At 73.0% G+C, this 19,340-nt stretch carries 20 protein-coding genes and 1 riboswitch; of the genes, 8 read left to right on the top strand and 12 right to left on the bottom strand.

Going from position 1 to position 19,340, the window contains the following annotated elements; all coding sequences use genetic code 11:
* The first annotated feature begins 32 nt into the window (after positions 1–32).
* Entirely contained in the window at positions 33–1,385 is a 1,353-nt protein-coding gene (locus tag ACNJ93_RS07730) for a class II 3-deoxy-7-phosphoheptulonate synthase (RefSeq protein ID WP_418956601.1), read from the top strand.
* A 132-nt stretch (positions 1,386–1,517) separates the two neighbouring features.
* Positions 1,518–1,769 carry a (2Fe-2S)-binding protein gene (locus tag ACNJ93_RS07725; RefSeq protein ID WP_418956600.1) on the top strand — a complete coding sequence of 84 codons (252 nt, stop codon included), beginning with the start codon at positions 1,518–1,520 and terminating at the stop codon, positions 1,767–1,769.
* A gap of 32 nt (positions 1,770–1,801) precedes the next feature.
* On the opposite strand, the gene bfr is transcribed toward ACNJ93_RS07725, so the two are convergent.
* Positions 1,802–2,278 carry a bacterioferritin gene (gene bfr / locus ACNJ93_RS07720; protein WP_331921260.1) on the bottom strand — a complete coding sequence of 159 codons (477 nt, stop codon included), beginning with the start codon at positions 2,276–2,278 and terminating at the stop codon, positions 1,802–1,804.
* A gap of 164 nt (positions 2,279–2,442) precedes the next feature.
* Here bfr and ACNJ93_RS07715 point away from each other — a divergent pair, with 164 nt between their 5' ends.
* Complete coding sequence (locus ACNJ93_RS07715) at positions 2,443–3,075, top strand: sulfite oxidase-like oxidoreductase (RefSeq protein WP_418956599.1); 633 nt, start codon at positions 2,443–2,445, stop codon at positions 3,073–3,075.
* Here ACNJ93_RS07715 and ACNJ93_RS07710 read toward each other — a convergent pair whose 3' ends face one another.
* The 6 genes from ACNJ93_RS07710 to thiO form a co-directional block, all read right to left on the bottom strand.
* Positions 3,076–3,600, bottom strand: coding sequence for a DUF4396 domain-containing protein (locus tag ACNJ93_RS07710; protein WP_418956598.1), 525 nt, complete (start codon positions 3,598–3,600; stop codon positions 3,076–3,078).
* Between the two features lie 77 nt (positions 3,601–3,677).
* Positions 3,678–4,529, bottom strand: a complete 852-nt coding sequence (locus ACNJ93_RS07705; protein WP_418956597.1) for a deoxyribonuclease IV — start codon at positions 4,527–4,529, stop codon at positions 3,678–3,680.
* A gap of 6 nt (positions 4,530–4,535) precedes the next feature.
* On the bottom strand, positions 4,536–6,473 hold the full coding sequence (gene pknB / locus ACNJ93_RS07700; protein ID WP_418956596.1) for a Stk1 family PASTA domain-containing Ser/Thr kinase: 1,938 nt from the start codon (positions 6,471–6,473) through the stop codon (positions 4,536–4,538).
* 94 nt (positions 6,474–6,567) lie between these two features.
* A complete protein-coding gene (locus ACNJ93_RS07695; protein ID WP_418956595.1) occupies positions 6,568–7,362 on the bottom strand; it encodes a thiazole synthase in 795 nt (264 codons plus the stop codon).
* A gap of 7 nt (positions 7,363–7,369) precedes the next feature.
* Positions 7,370–7,570, bottom strand: coding sequence for a sulfur carrier protein ThiS (thiS, locus tag ACNJ93_RS07690; RefSeq protein WP_418956594.1), 201 nt, complete (start codon positions 7,568–7,570; stop codon positions 7,370–7,372).
* Positions 7,567–8,730, bottom strand: a complete 1,164-nt coding sequence (thiO, locus tag ACNJ93_RS07685) for a glycine oxidase ThiO (protein ID WP_418956593.1) — start codon at positions 8,728–8,730, stop codon at positions 7,567–7,569. The genes thiS and thiO overlap by 4 nt, the downstream gene beginning before the upstream one ends.
* A riboswitch (TPP riboswitch) is annotated at positions 8,728–8,840 on the bottom strand. Its footprint overlaps the gene before it by 3 nt.
* A gap of 61 nt (positions 8,841–8,901) precedes the next feature.
* On the opposite strand from thiO, the gene ACNJ93_RS07680 reads away from it, so the two are divergent.
* The 5 genes from ACNJ93_RS07680 (at position 8,902) to ACNJ93_RS07660 (ending at position 13,176) form a co-directional block, all read left to right on the top strand.
* Positions 8,902–10,125: an NAD(P)/FAD-dependent oxidoreductase gene (locus tag ACNJ93_RS07680; RefSeq protein ID WP_418956592.1), complete on the top strand. Its 1,224-nt coding sequence runs from the start codon at positions 8,902–8,904 to the stop codon at positions 10,123–10,125.
* A 42-nt stretch (positions 10,126–10,167) separates the two neighbouring features.
* Positions 10,168–10,533 (top strand): Rv2175c family DNA-binding protein, encoded by a 366-nt coding sequence (locus ACNJ93_RS07675; protein WP_418956591.1) that lies wholly within the window; start codon positions 10,168–10,170, stop codon positions 10,531–10,533.
* Between the two features lie 85 nt (positions 10,534–10,618).
* Entirely contained in the window at positions 10,619–11,266 is a 648-nt protein-coding gene (gene thiE, locus ACNJ93_RS07670; RefSeq protein ID WP_418956590.1) for a thiamine phosphate synthase, read from the top strand.
* 143 nt (positions 11,267–11,409) lie between these two features.
* Positions 11,410–12,327 (top strand): methylenetetrahydrofolate reductase [NAD(P)H], encoded by a 918-nt coding sequence (metF, locus tag ACNJ93_RS07665; protein ID WP_418956589.1) that lies wholly within the window; start codon positions 11,410–11,412, stop codon positions 12,325–12,327.
* Positions 12,328–12,381: 54 nt separating this feature from the next.
* Entirely contained in the window at positions 12,382–13,176 is a 795-nt protein-coding gene (locus ACNJ93_RS07660; protein ID WP_418956588.1) for a hypothetical protein, read from the top strand.
* Positions 13,177–13,188: 12 nt separating this feature from the next.
* On the opposite strand, the gene ACNJ93_RS07655 is transcribed toward ACNJ93_RS07660, so the two are convergent.
* The 5 genes from ACNJ93_RS07655 to ACNJ93_RS07635 form a co-directional block, all read right to left on the bottom strand.
* Entirely contained in the window at positions 13,189–14,610 is a 1,422-nt protein-coding gene (locus ACNJ93_RS07655) for a phytoene desaturase family protein (RefSeq protein ID WP_418956587.1), read from the bottom strand.
* Positions 14,611–14,641: 31 nt separating this feature from the next.
* Entirely contained in the window at positions 14,642–15,256 is a 615-nt protein-coding gene (locus ACNJ93_RS07650) for a DUF4126 domain-containing protein (protein WP_418956586.1), read from the bottom strand.
* 343 nt (positions 15,257–15,599) lie between these two features.
* Positions 15,600–16,232, bottom strand: a complete 633-nt coding sequence (locus tag ACNJ93_RS07645; protein ID WP_418956585.1) for a TetR/AcrR family transcriptional regulator — start codon at positions 16,230–16,232, stop codon at positions 15,600–15,602.
* A 45-nt stretch (positions 16,233–16,277) separates the two neighbouring features.
* Entirely contained in the window at positions 16,278–18,365 is a 2,088-nt protein-coding gene (locus tag ACNJ93_RS07640) for a YhgE/Pip family protein (protein WP_418956584.1), read from the bottom strand.
* Complete coding sequence (locus tag ACNJ93_RS07635) at positions 18,337–19,221, bottom strand: ATP-binding cassette domain-containing protein (RefSeq protein ID WP_418956583.1); 885 nt, start codon at positions 19,219–19,221, stop codon at positions 18,337–18,339. Before ACNJ93_RS07635 ends, ACNJ93_RS07640 begins: the two co-directional genes overlap by 29 nt.
* Positions 19,222–19,340: the final 119 nt, after the last annotated feature.

Genomic DNA, 19,340 nt, shown 5'->3' with positions numbered 1-19,340 from the left:
GACGGAGCAATTCGCCCCGTACTGTGGGAGGCGTGACCGTGAACGCTGAATCCCACGCCGTCGCCAAGGCGACCTGGCGAGACCTGCCCGCGGCGCAGCAGCCCGAGTACCCCGATGCCGAGGCTCTGCGCAACGTCGTTGCCGAGCTCTCGAGCTATCCTCCGCTCGTCTTCGCCGGCGAGTGCGACCAGCTGCGCGCCCGGATGGGAGCCGTCGCCCGTGGCGAGGCGTTCCTGCTCCAGGGCGGCGACTGCGCCGAGGCCTTCGACGCCGTGTCCGCCGACCACATCCGGGCCAAGCTCAAGACGCTGCTCCAGATGTCCGCCGTCCTCACCTACGCGGCCTCCGTGCCCGTCGTGAAGGTCGGCCGCATCGCGGGGCAGTACTCCAAGCCCCGCTCCAAGGGGACCGAGACCCGTGACGGCGTGACGCTCCCGACCTACCGGGGCGACTCCGTCAACGGCTTCGACTTCACCGAGGCCGCCCGCGTCCCGGACCCCGAGCGGCTCAAGCGGATGTACAACGCCTCCGCCTCCACGCTCAACCTGGTGCGCGCCTTCACCACCGGTGGCTACGCCGACCTGCGCCAGGTGCACGCCTGGAACCAGGACTTCGTGAAGTCGTCCCCGTCGGGCCAGCGCTACGAGCAGCTGGCGCGCGAGATCGACAACGCGCTGAACTTCATGAAGGCCTGCGGCACCGACCCGGCCGAGTTCCGCGCGGTCGAGTTCTACGCCTCCCACGAGGCGCTGCTGCTCGACTACGAGGGCGCCCTGACGCGTACCGACTCGCGCACCGGCAAGCTGTACGACACCTCCGGCCACATGGTCTGGATCGGTGAGCGCACCCGCCAGCTCGACCACGCGCACATCGAGTTCGCCTCGCGGATCGCGAACCCGATCGGGATCAAGCTCGGCCCGACGACCACGGTCGACGAGGCGCTCACGTACATCGACCGGCTCGACCCGGAGCGCGAGCCCGGCCGGCTGACCTTCATCGTCCGCATGGGCGCCGACAAGGTCCGGGACAAGCTCCCGGAGCTGGTCGAGAAGGTCACCGCCTCCGGCGCGGTCGTCGCCTGGGTGACCGACCCCATGCACGGCAACACCTTCGAGGCGGCCTCCGGCCACAAGACCCGCCGCTTCGACGACGTGCTCGACGAGGTCAAGGGCTTCTTCGAGGTGCACAAGGAGCTGGGCACCCACCCGGGCGGCATCCACGTGGAGCTGACCGGCGACGACGTCACCGAGTGCGTGGGCGGCGGCGACGAGATCTTCGTCGACGACCTGCACCAGCGCTACGAGACGGCCTGCGACCCGCGGCTCAACCGCAGCCAGTCGCTGGACCTGGCCTTCCTGGTGGCGGAGATGTACCGCGATCAGTAAGTGGCTTCCTACGACGGTGGGGCGCGGATCCATGTGATCCGCGCCCCACCGTCGTATTCAGGACTGTTGAGCCGCCGCCGCGGCGGGTAAGGTTAGGTTAGCCTTATCGATCTCGGCGGGAGGTGGAACCGCGTGTACGTCTGCTCATGCTTCGGTGTCACGGAGAAGCAGGTCAAGGAGCACGCCGAAGCGGGCGCCTGCACGCCCCGCCAGATCGCCTCCGCCTGCAAGGCCGGCACGGACTGCGGTTCGTGCGTGCGCCGCATCCAGGCGCTCCTCGGCCGCGGCAACTGCCCGCGGCGCGAGCTGGTCGAGCAGGGCATGCCGGCGCTCACCGCCGATCTCGCCGACCTCGCCGACGAGCGGCTGTCGGAAGCCGCCTAGCCCGCTGTCGGAAGCCGCCCAGCCCGTCCGCGTCAGCTCGGCTGCTCGATCAGCGTCGAGAGGTACAGCGCCTCGCCGAGGCTCTCGATCAGCTCCAGCTGGGTGTCGAGGTAGTCGATGTGGTGCTCCTCGTCGGCCAGGATCTCCTCGAAGAGGTTGGCGGACGTGATGTCGTTCTTGGCGCGCATGACCTCGATGCCGCGCTTCAGCCGGTCGATCGCCTCGACCTCGACCTGCCGGTCCGCCTCGAACATCTCCTTGACCGTCTGGCCGACGCGCACGTGGAAGAGCCGCTGGTAGTTGGGCAGGCCGTCGAGCATCAGGATGCGCTCGGTCAGCTTGTCCGCGTGCTTCATCTCGTCGATGGACTCTTCGCGGGTGTACTTGGCGAGCTTGGTCCAGCCCTTGTTGTCCTGGATGCGGTAGTGCAGCCAGTACTGGTTGATGGCCGTCAGCTCGCCGGTCAGCTGCTCGTTGAGGAACTCGAGGACCTCGGGGTCGCCCTGCATGGCAGCGGCTCCTTCCACGCATACGTATGTCGTGACTGGGCAGGATGGCCGCATCCTTGCACCACGATCGTGGGGCGTCCAGTAAGTGCATGCTTAGTGGGAGTTGCCCGATTCGGAGGTGCCCTGGTCATGACCACCCCTCCCGGTCTGTCACCATGGATGACATGGGTCAGCCGGAGAGCGGAGAACACCGGGAAGCGGGGCAGGTGGACCTTCCGCCGGGGCAGCGACTGCAGCGCGGCTGGCCGGTCACCCACTACGGTCCGGTGCCGCGGTTCAAGCCGGACCGCTGGGAGTTCCGGGTCTTCGGGGCGACCGCCGACGGCGAGAAGCACTGCTGGAACCACGAGGAGTTCTCGGCCCTGCCGTTCTCCACGGTGGTGGCCGATCTGCACTGCGTCACGAAGTTCACCATGGTGGGGGCCGAATGGGGCGGGGTGCCCGCCCGGACGATCCTCGAACTGGCCCCTCCGGCGCCGAACGTCACCCATGTGATGGTGTGGGCCGAGTACGGCTTCAGCGCCAATCTCCGCCTCTCGGACTTCGACTCCGACCGCACGATCTTCGCCACGCACAAGGACGGTGACCTGCTCACCGCGGAGCACGGCTTCCCGCTGCGGCTGATCGTGCCGCACCTGTACGCCTGGAAGGGGCCCAAGTGGGTCCGCGGCGTGGAGTACATGACCGCGGACCGGCGCGGTTTCTGGGAGGAGCGGGGCTACCACAACATCGGGGACCCGTGGACCGAGCAGCGCTACTCCTACCAGGAGGAGCCGGGGGACGGTCCCGAGCTCTGATCAGTGGTGGTACTGGTGCACCACCGCGTGGCCCTTGCCGCGGCCGATCAGCCACTTGTTGACCGGGGTGGTGACCAGGAAGGCGACGAGGAACGCGAAGGCGAGCGCGCCCCAGAACAGGCCGTCCGACAGGTGCGCGTCCATCGCACCGGGGACGAGCAGCAGGACCCCGTTGTCGACGATCTCCATCACGGTGATGGAGAGGGTGTCGGCGGCGAGCGCCACGCCGATCGCGGCCTTCAGGCCCAGTCCGGCCCGCTTCACCGCCCAGAGGGTGAGCGAGTAGCCGAAGAAGAAGGCCAGGACGATGGCGAGCGCCATCGTGGGCGCGTTGCCCCAGCCCAGCGCGGTGCCGATGATCATGCCGAGCACCTCGCCGATGGCGCAGCCGGTGAGGCAGTGGAGGGTCGCCTTCGCGGCCATGGCCCAGGTGGCTCCGCCGGCGGCGGCGTGGTCGCCCCCGTGATGCGCGTGGTCGGCGTGTGAGCCGTGGTGCTGGTGGTGTGCGTGCGCGTCGTGCTGCATGGGTGGCCTCCAACGCCCGAGGAACGGTTCCTGCCTCCGGCAGGAACCGTATACCCCCTAGGGGTATTCCTCAAGCGTCAGCCGCGCAGCTCCTTCAGCCGGGCGATGTCCGCCGCGTGCCCGTCCTTCCCGCCCGGCGTCTCGATGATCAGCGGCACGTTCTCGGTGGCCGGATGCTTGAGCAGCTCGCGGAACGGCTCCGCGCCGATGTGGCCCGCGCCGATGTTGGCGTGCCGGTCCTTGTGCGCGCCGGCGACGTCCTTCGAGTCGTTGGCGTGGATCAGCTTCAGCCGGCCCTCGCCGACCGTCTCCACCAGCAGGTCCAGGGTCTGGGTCATGCCGTGCGGGCCGGCCAGGTCGTGGCCGGCGGCGAAGACGTGGCAGGTGTCCAGGCAGACGCCCAGCTTCGGGTGGTGGTCGAGGGCGTCGAAGTACGGGCCGTAGTCCCAGGTGCGGGAGCACAGCGAGAAGCCCTGGCCGGCCGTGGACTCCAGCAGCAGGAACGGGTCGTCGTCGTGGGTCAGCTCGTCGAGCAGGGGCAGCAGCCGCTCCCGCACCTGGGCCAGCGCCTCCGTCCGGGGGCGGCCGCCGGTCGCGGATCCGGTGTGCACGACCACGCCGAGCGCGCCGATCTCGCGGCCGCGGCGCAGCGAGTGCCGCAGCGACTCCACGGAGCGGTCGACGGTGGCCTCCGTGTGCGAGCCGAAGTTGATCAGGTACGGGGCGTGCACGTACGCGGGTATGTCCTCGGCCCGGCACTGGTCCCGGAACAGCTCGTCCTGGACCGGGTCGCCGGTCGGGGTGGCCCAGCCGCGCGGGTTGGCGACGAAGACCTGGACGGTCTCGGCGCGCAGCTCCCGGGCGTACTCCAGACCGACCTTCGCGAGGCCGCCGGCCACGGGGACATGGCCGCCGACGGGGTTGCGCATGAGTTCTCAGAGTCCCTTGATCGTGAGGGTGACGGTGCTGCCCTCGGGGGCGGTGCCGGTGGCCGACTGGCTCTTGACGGTCTTGCCGAGGAACGGGAACTCCCGCTCGACCTTGACCTGGAAGCCCGCGCCCTCCAGGGCGGTGCGGGCCGCCTCCAGCTCCTTGCCGGTGACGTCGGGGACGGCGACCATGCGCGGGCCCTTGGAGACGGTCAGCACGATCGGGTCGCCCTGCGCGGCCCGGCTGCCCCGGGCGAGCGACTGGGCGGCCACGGCGCCGGCGGCCTGCGGCGCGTGCACCCGCTCGGGGGCGACCCGCACCTTCAGGCCGGCCTCCTTGAGCGTGGCGGTCGCGTCGGCGACGGCCTCGCCGGTGACGTCCGGGACGTCGATCGGGACGCCCCTGCTGACGACCAGGGCCACCGCGGAGTCGGGGCGGCGCTCGGTGCCGGGCTCGGGGTCGGTGCGGATCACGGCGCCCTGCGGGATGTCCTGGCTGAAGGCGCGGCTGATCACGCCGGGCACCAGGCCGTCGCGGGCCAGCAGCTTCTTCGCCTCGGCGAGCGGCTTGCGCTTGAGGTTGGGCACCTTCACGATCTCCGGCCCGCGCGAGAGCGTGAGCCGTACGGAGCCGTTGCCCCGGATGCGCGAGCCCGGGGCGGGGTCGGTGGCCATGACGGTGCCGCGGGCGTACACGTCGCTGAAGGCGCGCTCCGTGGCGGCGACGTCGAGACCGGCGTCGGTCAGGCGCTTCATGGCCTCGGCCTCGGTGCGGCCGAGGACGCTGGGGACGCGGGTGAACTGGCCGGAGTTGATGTACCAGACGCCGGAGCCGACGCCCAGGAGCAGCAGGACGGCGAGCACCGCGACGAGCGGGCCGCGGCCGCGCAGCGCGGTGGGCCGGGGCGCGGGCGGCCGCGTCGGCGTGGGCTCGGGGGCTGCGGGCGCCTCCGCGGGGGAGACGACGGCGAGACGGGAGGTTGCGGAGGGCCGGGGGATGACGGTGGTGCGCGTGTCGTCGGCCGTGTCGTCGGCCGGCGGGGTGTCCTGCGGTTCCTCCGCCGGGCGGGCCTTCGGCGGGACGAGGTCCAGCTGGGCGTCGTCGAGGGCGGCGCGGGCCTCCCGGGAGCGGGCCAGCAGGGCGACGGCGTCGTACGGGCGGACGTCGGGGTTGCGGGCGGTCGCGGCCGCGACCAGCTCGTCCAGCTCCAGGGCGAGCCCGGGGACGGCGGCGGAGGGCGCGGGCACGTCGGTGTTCAGGTGCCGGTACAGGACCTGGGCGGGAGTGTCGCCGGTGTGCGGCTTGCCGCCGGTCAGCATCTCGTACAGGACGACGCCGCAGGCGTAGACGTCGGTGCGGGTGTCGGCGGTGCCGTGCTCGATCTGCTCGGGCGCGAGGTACGAGACGGTGCCGAGGACGGTGCCGGTGGTGTTCGTGGTGGAGCCGACGGCGCGGACGAGCCCGAAGTCCGCGACCTTGACGCGGCCGTCGTCCCCTATCAGGACGTTCTCGGGCTTCATGTCGCGGTGCACGAAGCCGGCGCGGTGCGCGGCGCCGAGCGCGGCGAGCACCGAATCCAGGATGTCGAGCGCGGCGCGGGGCTGGAGCGCGCCGCGGTCGCGGAGCACGTCGCGGAGCGTGCAGCCGGCCACGTACTCCATGGCGAGGTACACGTACGCGCCGTCGGCGCCCTGGTCGAAGACGCCGACGACGTTGGCGTGGTCGAGCCGGGCGGCGGACTTCGCCTCGCGGATGAACCGCTCGACGAAGGTGGCGTCCGCGGCGAGCTCGGGGTGCATCACCTTGAGCGCGAGGACGCGGTCGAGGCGGGTGTCGAGCGCACGGTAGACGGTGGCCATGCCGCCGACGGCGATCCGCGCGTCGATGCGGTACCGGCCGTCGAGCAGCTGCCCGACGAGCGGGTCCCTGAGCGTCGTGTCCACGCAGCGAGTCTACGAGTCCCGGCCCTGGTCTCCTGCCGTCCCGCCCGTACTGCAGCGCACCTGTGACGCGCCTCGCGCCCTCCGCCGTGCCCGGTCAGAACGCCGGGCGCTCCGGATCCAGGTGGGCGCGGCCCTCCACGGGGGAGGACGCCTCGGCGAAGTGGCGGCGGGGGATGCGGCCGGCGCCGCGCGCCAGGTGGCCGGACTCGACCGCCAGGCGCATCGCCCGGGCCATGCGCACCGGGTCCTGGGCCCGGGTCACCGCCGAGGCCAGCATTACCGCCGCGCAGCCCAGCTCCATCGCCAGCGCCGCGTCGGAGGCCGTGCCGGCGCCCGCGTCGAGGATGACCGGGACGCCGGCCCGCTCCACGATCAGCTCGAAGTTGTGCGGGTTGCGGATGCCGAGGCCGGAGCCGATGGGGGAGCCGAGCGGCATGATCGCCGCGCAGCCCGCGTCCTCCAGCTTCCGCGCGAGCACGGGGTCGTCGTTGGTGTACGGGAGCACCGTGAAGCCGTCGTCGACCAGCGTCTCCGCCGCGGCGAGCAGTTCCTCGCCGTCCGGCAGCAGCGTCCGCTCGTCCGCCACGACCTCCAGCTTGATCCAGTCCGTGCCCAGCGCCTCGCGCGCCAGCCGGGCGGTGAGGACCGCCTCGCCGGCGGTGAAGCAGCCCGCCGTGTTCGGCAGGACGCGGATGCCGAGGCGGGTCAGGACCGACAGGACCGAGCCCTGCACGGTCGGGTCCAGGCGGCGCATGGCCACGGTGGTCAGTTCCGTGCCGCTCGCCACCAGGGCGCGTTCCAGCACGTCCAGGCTGGGCGCTCCGCCCGTGCCCATGATCAGGCGGGAGGAGAACTCCGTGCCGGCGAGGGAGAAGACGTCGTCGCTCATGCGCCGCTCAGCCTCCCTGCACCGCGGTGAGGATCTCCACGCGGTCGCCGTCCGCCAGGACCGTCGCGGGCCACTGGCTCCTCGGCACCACCGCCTCGTTCACCGCCGCCGCGACCCCCGAGGGGGCCGCCGTCACGGTCGCGACCAGGGCGTCCAGGGAGAGCGGGCCGGGGAGCGCGCGCGGCTCCCCGTTCACGGACACGTTCATGCGGGCTGCTCCTCACGTACGGCGGAGAATCGGCGGGGGCTGAAGGGGCGCGCCTCGTCCGGCAGCGACCCGGTGGCGAGGACCTCGGCCATCACGTCGCCGGTGACGGGGGTCAGCAGCACCCCGTTGCGGTAGTGCCCGGTGGCCAGCAGCAGTCCGGGCAGTTCGGTCGCGCCGAGCAGCGGCGCGTTGTCGGGGGAGCCGGGGCGCAGCCCGGCCCGGGTCTCGGTCAGCGGCAGCTCGGTCAGTCCGGGGACCAGCTCGTGCGCGTCGCGCAGCAGCTCGTAGACGCCGCCGGCGGTGACCGTCGTGTCCCAGCCGAGCTCCTCGCTGGTCGCGCCGATCACCAGCTCGCCGTTCTCCCGGGGCACCAGGTACACCTGCCCGCCCCGCACCACGGCCCGTACCGTCCGGGACAGGAACGGCGCGTACGCCGGCGGCACCGTCAGCCGCAGCACCTGGCCCTTCACCGGCCGCACCGGCGGCAGCACGTCCTCCGGCACGCCCGCGAGCCTGCCGCTCAGGCTGCCGCCGGCGAGCACCACCTGGTCGGCGGCGAGCTCGGTCCCGTCGTCCAGGACCGCACCGGCCGCCCGGTCGCCGACGACCGTCAGGCGCCGCGCCCAGGCCCGGTGGAAGACCACCCCGGCCCGCTCGCAGGCGAGCAGCAGCGCGTCGGCGAGCCGCCGCGGGTCCACCTGGTGGTCCCCGTCGACCCGCAGGCCGCCGCGCACGCCGGGCGCGAGCATCGGCTCCAGGCGGCGGCACTCGCGGCCGCTCAGCCACACCGAGTCCAGGCCGCAGCGGGCCTGCAGCGCGTGCAGCTCGCGCAGGTGCGCCCGGTCGTCGGAGTCCAGCGCCACCGCGAGGGTGCCGCAGGCGCGGTAGCCGACGTCCAGGCCGGTGGCGTCGGCGAGTTCGGCGACGAAGTCCGGATAGCGGCGCGCGGAGGCGAGGTTGAGACCGAGCAGGGTCTCCTCGCCGTAGTGGAGTTCGGTGACCGCGGCCAGCATCCCGGCGGCGACCCGCGCGGCGCCGCCCCCGGGGTCGGGGTCGGCGATCGCGGTGCGCAGTCCGCGCTGCGCCGCGCGCCAGGCCGTGACGAGCCCGACGATGCCGCCCCCGACGACGAGGACGTCCGAATCGGTACGTGCGTGCATGGGCGTCCAGCCCCTCCCTTCGCCGGCATGACCCGGATCAGGTTCGTACGGTCGGAGGCCGGCCAGCCTCCCTCTCAGCCCGGTGCGTCCGGGCTCCCGCGTGTGCTCTGCGTCGACGGCCAGACTAGCCCACCGCTTACTGACGGATCGTCAGGTGCGTAAGGTGGACGGGTGAGCGAGCAGCTGGAACACACAGGACAGCCGCGGCGCGTGGTCGTCGCCGGCGCCGGCATGGCCGGGGTGCAGACCGCCGTCGCCCTGCGCGAGCAGGGCTTCACCGGGGCGGTGACCGTCATCGGCGCAGAGCCCCACCAGCCGTACGACCGGCCGCCGCTGTCCAAGGCCGTGCTCCTCGGCAAGGCCGAGGACTCCGCCTTCGACGTCGACTTCGCCGAGCTCGACGTCGAACTCCGCCTCGGCGTCGAGGTCACCGGACTGCGCGCGGCGGACCACGAGGTCGACACCGAGGCCGGCCCCGTCCCGTACGACGTGCTCGTCCTCGCCACCGGCGCGTACCCGCTCACCCTCCCCGGCTCCGAGGGCGTCCCCGGCGTCCACCTGCTGCGCACCCTCGACGACGCGGCCCGGCTCAGGCCCGTCCTGGAACAGCGGCACACCCTCGTCGTGGTCGGCGCCGGCTGGATCGGCGCCGAGTTCGCCACCGCCGCCCGCCAGGCCGGCTGCGCCGTCACCGTCGTCGAGGCCGCCGGCCGGCCGCTCGCCGGCGCCCTGCCCGCCGAGGTCGCCGAGCCGATGGCCGCCTGGTACGCGGAGAGCGGCGCCGACCTGCTCACCGGCGCCCGCGTCGAACGGCTCGCCCCCGGCGAGGTCGTCCTCGCCGACGGCCGGAAGCTCCCCGCCGACGCGGTCGTCGTCGGCATCGGCGCCCGCCCCGCCACCGGCTGGCTGGCCAGCTCCGGCATCGCGCTGGGCCCCGACGGCTCGGTCACCGCCGACGACCGGCTGCGCACCTCGCTGCCCGACGTGTACGCGGTCGGCGACTGCGCGTCCTTCCCCTCCGCCCGCTACGGCGAACGCCTGCTCGTCCACCACTGGGACAACGCCCTGCAGGGCCCGCGCACGGTCGCCGCCGGGATCGTGGGCGAGGCGCCCGCGCCGTACGACCCGGTGCCGTACTTCTGGTCCGAGCAGTTCGGCCGCTTCGTCCAGTACGCGGGACACCACGCCCACGCCGACACGCTGCTGTGGCGCGGCGCGCCCGGCGACCCCGCCTGGTCGGTGCTCTGGCTGCGCGGCGACGTGCCGGTGGCGCTGCTCGCCGTGGGCCGGCCGCGGGACCTGGCCCAGGGGCGGCGGCTGATCGAGGCGGGCTCGGTCGTCGACCCGGGGCGCGCCGCGGACCCGGCCGTCCCTCTGAAGGCGGCAGTGCGGTAGGCCCGACTACCGGCTGTCGGTCCCAGATGGCAGGCTTGTCCCGTGACCGAGATTGACGCAAAGATCGATGCTCTCGTCCCTGCCTGGCTCCACCTCCCCGACATCGCGGAAATGCTCGACGTCGAGGTGACGCGGGTGCGCCAGCTGGTCAAGGAGGGCCAGCTGATCGCCGTGCGCCGCGGGGAGAACAGGACGCTCCAGGTGCCGGCCGCCTTCATCCAGGACGGCAAGGTCGTCAAGGGCCTCAGCGGCACCCTGACGCTCCTGAAGGACGACGGCTTCACGGACGAAGAGATGCTGGAGTGGCTCTTCACCCCGGACCCGAGCCTGCCGGGCACCCCCGCGCAGGCGCTCAGCGAGAATCGCGGCACCGAGGTGAAGCGCCGCGCCCAGGCGCTCGCCGTCTGACGCGACAGCACCACGACCACCAGGCGGTGCGCGGCCCCGGGAGACCGAGCCGCGTGCCGCCGCACCACCCGGGGGGAACCGCCTCATGTCCACGCCTCGCGCCCAGCTGTCCGACGCCCGGCTCTACCTGTGCACGGACGCCCGCAAGCGCCAGGGCGACCTGCCCGCGTTCCTGGACGCCGTGCTCTCCTCCGGCGTGGACATCGTCCAGCTCCGCGACAAGGGCATGGAGGCCGGCGAGGAGCTGGAGCACCTCGCCGTGTTCGCCGACGCCTGCCGCCGGCACGGCAAGCTGCTCGCGGTGAACGACCGGGCCGACGTCGCCCACGCCATCGGCTCCGACGTGCTCCACCTCGGCCAGGGCGACCTGCCGGTGCCCGCCGCCCGGGCCGTCCTGGGCGACGAGGTGCTGATCGGCCGCTCCTGCCACGCCGAGTCCGAGGTGGCCGCGGCGGCCGCCGAGCCCGGCGTGGACTACTTCTGCACCGGCCCCTGCTGGCCCACCCCGACCAAGCCCGGCCGGTACGCGCCCGGCCTGGACCTCGTCCGGTACGCGGCGAAGCTCGGCCAGGACCGGCCGTGGTTCGCCATCGGCGGCATCGACGCGGGGAACCTGGACGAGGTGCTGGACGCGGGCGCCCGCCGGATCGTGGTCGTCCGGGCCGTCACCGAGGCCGACGACCCCGGGGCGGCGGCCGCCGAACTGGCCCGGCGGGTCCGCGAGCGCGCGTAGCGAAGGCGCGCGAGCGGGACGGCCGGACGGGCGCGGGCGGACGGGCGCGCGGCCCGACGGCCGGGTGAACCCTGGTGTCCAAAGAGGTGTCCACCTCGTGGACGGCCCTTCGTCGAGCCATGGACCCCGTCTAACCTGCCCCTATGGCACTGGGAACCGCTTCGACCCGCACGGACCGCGCGCGCACCGTCCGCGAGATCCTCGCGTCCGGCAAGACGTCGTACTCGTTCGAGTTCTACGCGCCCCGGACGGAGAAGGGCGAGCGGGGCCTGTGGAACGCGCTCCGGCGCGTCGAGGCCGTCGGTCCCAGCTTCGTCTCGGTGACCTACGGCGCCGGCGGCACCACCCGGGTCGGCACGGTCAAGACCACCCACGAGATCGCCTCGGACACCATCCTCACCCCCGTCGCCCACCTCACCGCCGTCGACCACTCGGTGGCCGAATTGCGGAACGTTCTCGGCCAGTATGCGGACGCCGGCATCCGCAACATGCTCGCGCTGCGCGGCGACCCGCCCGGCGACCCGCTCGGCGAGTGGATCGAGCACCCCGAGGGCGTCCGGTACGCGGCCGACCTCGTGCGGCTGATCAAGGAGTCCGGGGACTTCTGCGTGGGCGTCGCCGCCTTCCCGGAGATGCACCCGCGGTCCACGGACTGGGACACCGACATCCGGCACTTCGTGGACAAGTGCCGCGCCGGCGCGGACTACGCGATCACCCAGATGTTCTTCGATCCCGAGCGGTATCTGCGGCTGCGCGACAGCGTCGAGAAGGCGGGCTGCGAGACCCCGATCATCCCCGAGGTCATGCCCGTCGTGACCGCGAAGACCATCGAGCGGCTGCCCCAGCTGAGCAACGCGGTCTTCCCCGCGGACGTGAAAGAGCGGATGCTCGCCGTCAAGGACGATCCCGCCGCTGTACGCTCCATCGGTATCGAGTTCGCGACCGAGTTCTGCGCGCGACTGCTGTCCGAGGGTGTCCCGGGGCTGCACTTCATCACGCTGAACAACTCGACCGCGACGCTCGAGATCTACGAGAATCTCGGACTGCACGAGCAGTCGTGATCGGCGTACCCGCCCCGACCCGCGGCGTACGCCGTAGGAGAGGGGCGGGCGGGCATGGGGTGGACGGTTCTCTACATCGCGTTCGGGATCGTCGCGCTGTGGCTGCTGGGTGAGGTCCTGCTGCAGTACAAGGCGCGGCTGCGCTGGCGGTTGCTGGCTTTCGGCGGCTTCCTGCTGGTGGTCCTGGGCGTCCTGCTGCCGTCGGTGGCGGTGATCGTCGTCGGCGCGCTGGCGTTCGCCGTCGGCCAGACGTACGTGACGCTGTCGTACCGCCGCGGCTTCTCCACGGGCTGGGCGATCGGCGGCAGCCCCGGCGCGAGCCGCCGCCGCAGGTCCGGCCCGCCCGCCGACCGGGGGCCGCAGCTGGAGGTCACCGAGCTGTCCTACGAGGAGCCGGCCGAGCCCGCCCCCGCCGAGGCCGCGGCCGTGTACGAGCCGCAGCCGCTGCCCGACGACACCGGCCAGTACGGCGTCTACGACACCTCCTACGACCAGGCGCATCCCCAGCCGCAGCAGGGGTACGGCGGCTACGACTCCTACCAGCCCGGCTACGACCAGCCCGCCGCCTCGTACGACTACGGCTCCGGCGCCCCGCAGCAGCAGTACGCCGCGTACTCGGACCCGTACATCGGGCCCGGCACCGACCAGCAGTACGCCGCCTACGACTACGGCCAGGGCCAGCCGGGCCAGGCCGACCCGTACGCCCCCTCGTACACCTACGACACCCCGCCCGGCGGCGTGTGGGTGCCGCAGCAGCGCGACGGCGAGCAGCCGCCGTACCCGCAGCAGCCCCCGCAGCCCGAGCAGTACGGCTACTACGACCAGGACCAGCAGCAGTACCGCTACTGAGCCCCGGGCGGCCTACTGCGAGCCGCGGAAGTCCGAGCCCTCCACGATCAGGCCCGCCACCAGCGCGCCCGACATGCCCGCGTGCGCGAGCCCGCCGCCCGGATGCGCCCAGCCGCCCGCGAGGTACAGGCCGGGCAGGGGGGAGAGGTTGGCCGCGGGCAGGAAGCGGCCGCCGCCCCCGGCGAGCGCCGGGCCGGGGACCTCGGCGGCGCCCGTCTCCCGCAGGGTGTCCTCGGGCGTCCGGACCTCCTGCCAGAGCAGCCGCTCGCGCAGCCCCGGGACCGCCGCCTCCGCGTGGGCCGTCATGCGCGCGGCGATCTCGGACCAGTCCGTGCCCGGCCACACGTACTGCGTCGCGGTGAGCGTCACCGCCTCGTGCCCGTCCGGGCGCAGCGCCGGGTCGTCGGGCCGCAGCACGGTCACCGTGGGGTGGTCGTCGACCCCGTGCACGACCGTCCGGTGCACCGCGTCCGCCTCCCGGGCCCCGCGCAGCGCCAGGCAGACCGTCACCCGGCCCGTCCCCTCGGTGCGGTGCCGCGGCCGTACGTCCTCGGGGAGCACCCCGTCGCGCAGGAGCGCCGGGACGGGCGCGCCCGCCACGACGTGGTCGGCCTCGACGGCCGTGCCGTCGGCCAGCCCGATCCCGGCGGCCCGGCCGTCCCGCGTGCGGACCTCGGTCACCTCGGCCCCGAACACGAACTCCACCCGGCGCTGCCGGCAGCGCTCGAACACCGCCGTCGCCAGCGCCCGCATGCCGCCGGCCACGTACCAGCTGCCGAAGGTCTGCTCCATGTACGGCAGCACCGCCGCCGAGGCCGGGGCGGTGTCCGGGTCGAAACCGTGGGACAGGGCGTACGAGCCGAGCAGCGCCACCAGCCGGGGGTCGCGCAGCTCCCGCGCCCCGATTTGGGCCAGCGTGGTCGTGGGCCGCCTGAGGAAGCCCGCCTTCAGCGCCGGGTACGGCTCCCGGCCGAACACCGAGGGGTCCGCGGGCTGCGGCTCCTCCAGGAGCGGCCGGCGGGTGCGGTCCCAGGCGTCCCGGGCACGCACCAGGAAGTCGCCCCAGCGCTCGCCGGCGCCCGCGCCGAGCGCCGCGTCCAGGGCGGCGACCGTGCCGGCGCGGGAGGCGTTCGGCAGGTCCACGCGGGTGCCGTCGGCGAAGACGTGGCGGCTCGCCGGGTCGACCTCGGTCAGCTGAACGCAGCGCTCCAGGGGCTCCTTGCCGGTCTTCACGAACAGGTCGCGGTAGACGGCGGGCAGCTGCAGCAGCCCGGGGCCGGTGTCGAAGGCGAAGCCGTCCCGCTCCAGGCGGCCCACGGCCCCGCCGTACGTCTCCGTCCGCTCGTACACCGTCACCCGGTGGCCGGCCACGGCCAGCCGGGCCGCCGCGGCCATGGCGCCCAGACCTGCCCCGATCACTGCGATTCGTGCCATGCGGGCGACTTTATCCGTTGCCGCGAGGCGCTCAGCCGGGCGGTGCCGCACCCATCCTGGCCAGCCGTTTCTCCTCGCGGCGCGCGGCCCGCCGGCGCAGGAACCGGCGGATCCGGGAGACCAGGAAGAACAGCGTCACCAGGCCCGCGATCAGCAGCGCCGCGGCGATGAACGCCGCCGCCACCGGATGGAAGATCGCGAAGGTGATCAGCCCGGCGACCCCGAGGTCCTCCGCGATGCTGAGCACGATGTTGCTGGCCGGCTCCGGGGAGGTGTTGACCGCCATCCGCGTGCCGGCCTTGACCAGATGGCTCATCAGCGCCGTCGAGCCGCCGACGGCGGCGGCCGCCACCTCCGGCAGCGAGCCGGTCTCACCGGCGAGCAGCGCGCCGAGGACCGCGCCGGCCAGCGGCCGGATCACCGTGTGCACGGAGTCCCACACCGAGTCGACGTACGGCACCTTGTCCGCCACCGCCTCGATGAGGAAGAGCACCGCGGCCGCCACGAGGACGTCGGTGCGCTGCAGGGCGGCGGGGACCTCGTCGGAGAGGCCGGTCACGCCGAAGAGGCCGAGGAGGAGGACCACCGCGTACGCGTTGATCCCGCTCGCCCAGCCGCTGGTGAAGACCAGAGGGAGTACGGACACGGAGGTGATCGTAGCCAGGCGGGACGCCCTGCGGGCGAGTATCCGTACAGATGTCTGAGTACCCGTACTCAGGCCGCCGGTTGAGTAGCCGCGCGGATGGGGCCGGACCCGCCCGGACGGAAGAGTGGGGACCACGGAAGGGGCGCGGGACCGGACCGCCGGCACGGGGCGGCGGAACGGACCCGCGCACCGGCCGGAACGGGGGTGCACGACCGCCGGTACGGGGGTGCCTGCGGTGCACGACCGCCGGTACGGGGGTGCCGGCGGGCACACAGAGCCGGTCCGGCGAGGCTCGGGGGGATCGAGCCTCGCCGGACCGGCTTCTTTCTGCGCCGTTCCGCTCCTACTCGGCGGTGAGCCGGGGGGCGCCGGGGCCGTGGACGCGGCCGTGCAGCAGCAGGGACAGCGCGCCGTGCACGTCGTCCAGTGAGCGCTCGCTCTGGAACGCCTGCCAGTCGAGCGCGGCCACCAGGACCATCCCGACCAGCGCCGCCGCGGTCAGCTGCACATCGATCTCGGCGCTCAGCTCACCCGCCTCGACGCCCTCGCGGATCACGTCCTCCACCACGGCGACCGCCTGCTGGCGGACGACCAGGAGGGTGGAGTTCCAGGTGCGGTTGGTCCGCCAGAGCTCGGCCACGTACAACTGCGTGAACGACGGGTACCGCTCGATGAAGACCAGGCCGGCGCGGATCATCGCGTCCAGCGCGTCGATCCGGGAGCCGCCGCGGGCGGAGGTCTCGTCGGCCGCCGACCGCAGCGAGGCGGTCAGCAGCGCGACGCCGTGCCGCAGCAGCTCCTCGAACAGCTCGTTCTTGCTCTTGAAGTTGTAGTAGACGGTGCCCTTGGCCACGCCCGCCCGCTCGGCGATCTCGTCCACGGTCGTGGCCGAGAAGCCCTGCTCCGCGATGAGGGTGACCGCCGCCTCGTACAACTTGGCCCGGGTGGCCTGGCGTCTGGTGCTGCTGCTGTCCATGAGGCCGATTGTCACAGGTTCCTCCCGTTCACCGGGTCCGCCGGGTCACAGGCTCAGTTCCGGGTGCAGCCGGTCCAGCGTCCACACCTGCTTGCGGCGGGCGGAGACCGCGGTGAGCGCCAGCGCGCCCAGGGTGAACGCGGCGAGCACCGCGACCGCCTGCCAGACCGGTCCGACCGGGCCGCCGGAGATGAGCCGGCGCAGCGCCTCGACCACGTAGGTCATCGGCAGGTACGGGTGGATGGCGTTGAAGAAGCCGGGGCTGGTCTGCACGGGATAGGTGCCGCCGGCCGAGGTCAGCTGGAGCATCAGGACCGCGAGGACCAGGATCCGGCCGGCCGCGCCGAAGCGGGCGTTGAGCCACTGGATGATCGCGGCGAAGCAGCAGGTGACCAGGGCGAGGAAGCCGATCGTGCCGGCGGCGCGGGCCATCTGCAGCCCGAGGCCCCAGTGCAGGACGGACATCAGCGCGGCGACCTGGAGCAGGCCGATGACGGCCACCGGGAACCAGCCGGCCAGCGCGATCCGCCAGGCGGACGCCCCGGCGGCCAGGGCGCGCCGGTTCATCGGCTGGATGATCATGTACGCCACCATCGCGCCGACCCAGAGGGAGAGCGGGATGAAGTAGGGCGCGAAACCGGTGCCGTAGTTCGGGGCCTTGTGCATCGACTCGGCGGCGAGCTTGACCGGGTCGGCCATGACCTCGGTGCGCCGGTCGCGCTCGTCCTTGTCGTAGTCGGGGATCTTCTCGACGCCGTTCTTCAGGCCGGTGGCGAGCTCGCCCGAGCCGTCGACCAGCTTGAACAGGCCGCCGTCGAGCTCGCCGGCGCCCTTCTTCAGCTTGCCGACACCCGTGTCGAGGTTGCCGGATCCGGTCTTGGCGCCGGTCAGGCCGGTGTGCAGCTTGTCCGCGCCGGTGGCGACCTTGTGGGCGCCGGTGTTGAGGGCGTTGATCTTCGCGACGGCGTCGTTCAGGTTCTTGTGCAGGCTCGGGGCCTGCTTGATCAGGCCGTCGGCCTGCTTCTCCAGGGTCCTCAGCTGACCGTCGAGCTTCTTCAGGTCCCCGTTGCCGTCCTTGGTCAGCTCGTGCAGGTCGTCGGCGATCGTCGCGACGTCGTCGGCGGCGACCTTGGCCTTCTTGAGGGACTTGCAGACCTGGGCGTCGGGAAGGGGGTTGAGCACGCAGCGCTCGCGGTGCAGCTTCTCCAGCTCGTCGTCCGCCAGATGGGCGGCGGTGCGGGCGTGCGGGGCGCGCTCGGCCAGGTCCTTCAGGTTGTGCCGGACGGCGCGCGCGGAGTCCCGGACCAGGCGGGCGGAGTCGGCGATGGTCTTGCCGTCCTTCTTCAGGAACGGACGGACCTTCTCGGCGGCCCCGTTGACCTTGTCCGCCAGCTGCTGGGTGCCGTCGGCCACCTGGCGCGAGCCGGTCTCCAGATCGGCGGCGCCCTTGTCCAGCTTCTTCAGGCCGGTCGCGAGATCCTTGCTGCCCTTCTTCGCCGACTTCAGGCCGTCGGCCAGGCTCTTGGAGCCGGCCTTGGCCTTGACCGTGCCGTCCTTGAGCCGGCCCGCGCCCTTGGCGGCCTCGGCGGTCGCGTCGTGGATGTCGGAGAAGGAGATGAAGATCTTGTCGAGGAAGGTGCGCGAGGACTTGGTGGAGGCCGCCGTGCGGACCTCGGAGAACACCGTGCGGGAGATCTGCCCGACGATGTAGTTGTTCGCGTCGTTGGTGCGCACCTTGAGCGCGCCGGTCTCCGGGGAGTCCCCGGAACTGGAGGCGATGCGCGCGCTGAAGTCGCGGGGCATCGTCAGGGACAGGTAGTACGTGCCGTCCTCGACGCCCCGGCGGGCCTCGGCGTCGGAGACCTCGCGCCAGTCGAAGACCTTGCTGTCCCGCAGGCCCTCGACGAGGTCGTCGCCGGCGGCGATCCTCTTGCCCCCGGCGGTGGCGCCCTCGTCCTCGTTGACCAGCGCGACGGGTATGCGGTCGAGCCTGCTGTACGGGTCCCAGAAGGACCACAGGTACAGCGCGCCGTACAGCAGCGGCAGCAGCAGGACGGCGACGAGCGCGGCGCGCGGCAGCTTCCCCCTGCCGAACCGCTTCAGCTCAAGCGCGGCCAGTCTCGGCGAGCGCATCGGCTGCCCCCTCCTCGGTGTTGTCGTCTTCGGTCGCTTCGGTCGCTTCGGTCGCTTCTTCGGCGGTTTCGGCGGTGGCGTCGGCGGTGGCCTCGGCGTCGGCGGGTTCTTCGCGGGAGTCCGCCGTGCTCGCCGTGCTCTTCGTGCTCGTCGTGATGCGCAGGGCGTCGGCCGGGGCCTCGCTGCACACCGCGAGCACGGTCGTCCCGGCCTCCGCGACGCTCCTCATCAGCGCCCAGGCCTCCGCGCGGTCGGCGTCCGAGAGCTTCAGGTCGGTGTCGTCGACGGCCAGCAGGCGCGGCTCGCCGATCAGGGCCAGCGCGACGGAGAGACGCAGCGCCTCCAGCCGCTCCAGGTCCCGTACGGAGGTCCGTTCGGCCTTCGGCAGGGCGTCGAGGTCCAGGCCGGAGGCGGTCAGCGCGGCCTCGATGCGCTCGCGCGCGGCGGCGGTGCGCTGCGCGGGGGAGCGGAGCAGGGCGCGGACGGAGCCGTCGTACCGGCGCTGCAGCAGGGCGCGTTCGCGCAGGTGCTCCAGGACGGTGAAGGCCGGGTCGAGTTCGCTGACCCCGGGCACGTGGCCGAGGGCGGTGATCCGGCGCACGGCGGCCATCTTGCGGGGCAGGCGCAGCCCGCCCACCTCGGCGTGGCCCGCCGTCGGCTTCATCCGGCCGGTGAGCGCGAGCAGCAGGCAGGTGCGGCCGGAGCCCGACGGGCCCTCGATCGCCACCAGCGAGCCGGGCTCGGCGCGGAAGCCGACGTCGCGGAAGGCCCAGCCGCGCGGCCCCTTCACCCCGAACCCCTCGGCCTCGACGGCGGCTCCGTGCGGGCTCGCCGGGACGGCGTCCTGGCTGTCCACGGTTCCTCCCCCTCTTTTGAACTGACCAGTCAGTGCAAAAACCTACCGCTGATGAGCCGTGGTACGCAAAGCGGGGCTGCCGTCCGGGGACGGCAGCCCCGCCAGGGGTGCGGTGCGCG

Origin of the sequence: Streptomyces tritici (assembly GCF_048500665.1) — a bacterium.
Taxonomy (GTDB): Bacteria; Actinomycetota; Actinomycetes; order Streptomycetales; family Streptomycetaceae; genus Streptomyces; species Streptomyces tritici.
Note: the sequence above shows the minus strand (reverse complement) of the source record. Positions and strands in the feature narration are given on the sequence as shown.

Coding starts and splice junctions, on each gene's coding strand:
- ACNJ93_RS07715 (WP_418956599.1), top strand. CDS start 2,443: ATGGGTCAGCCGGAGAGCGGAGAACACCGGGAAGCGGGGCAGGTGGAC.
- ACNJ93_RS07705 (WP_418956597.1), bottom strand. CDS start 4,529: ATGCGCAACCCCGTCGGCGGCCATGTCCCCGTGGCCGGCGGCCTCGCG.
- thiO (WP_418956593.1), bottom strand. CDS start 8,730: ATGCACGCACGTACCGATTCGGACGTCCTCGTCGTCGGGGGCGGCATC.
- thiE (WP_418956590.1), top strand. CDS start 10,619: ATGTCCACGCCTCGCGCCCAGCTGTCCGACGCCCGGCTCTACCTGTGC.
- ACNJ93_RS07645 (WP_418956585.1), bottom strand. CDS start 16,232: ATGGACAGCAGCAGCACCAGACGCCAGGCCACCCGGGCCAAGTTGTAC.
- thiS (WP_418956594.1), bottom strand. CDS start 7,570: ATGAACGTGTCCGTGAACGGGGAGCCGCGCGCGCTCCCCGGCCCGCTC.
- ACNJ93_RS07640 (WP_418956584.1), bottom strand. CDS start 18,365: ATGCGCTCGCCGAGACTGGCCGCGCTTGAGCTGAAGCGGTTCGGCAGG.
- ACNJ93_RS07655 (WP_418956587.1), bottom strand. CDS start 14,610: ATGGCACGAATCGCAGTGATCGGGGCAGGTCTGGGCGCCATGGCCGCG.
- ACNJ93_RS07710 (WP_418956598.1), bottom strand. CDS start 3,600: ATGCAGCACGACGCGCACGCACACCACCAGCACCACGGCTCACACGCC.
- metF (WP_418956589.1), top strand. CDS start 11,410: ATGGCACTGGGAACCGCTTCGACCCGCACGGACCGCGCGCGCACCGTC.
- ACNJ93_RS07660 (WP_418956588.1), top strand. CDS start 12,382: ATGGGGTGGACGGTTCTCTACATCGCGTTCGGGATCGTCGCGCTGTGG.
- ACNJ93_RS07695 (WP_418956595.1), bottom strand. CDS start 7,362: ATGAGCGACGACGTCTTCTCCCTCGCCGGCACGGAGTTCTCCTCCCGC.
- bfr (WP_331921260.1), bottom strand. CDS start 2,278: ATGCAGGGCGACCCCGAGGTCCTCGAGTTCCTCAACGAGCAGCTGACC.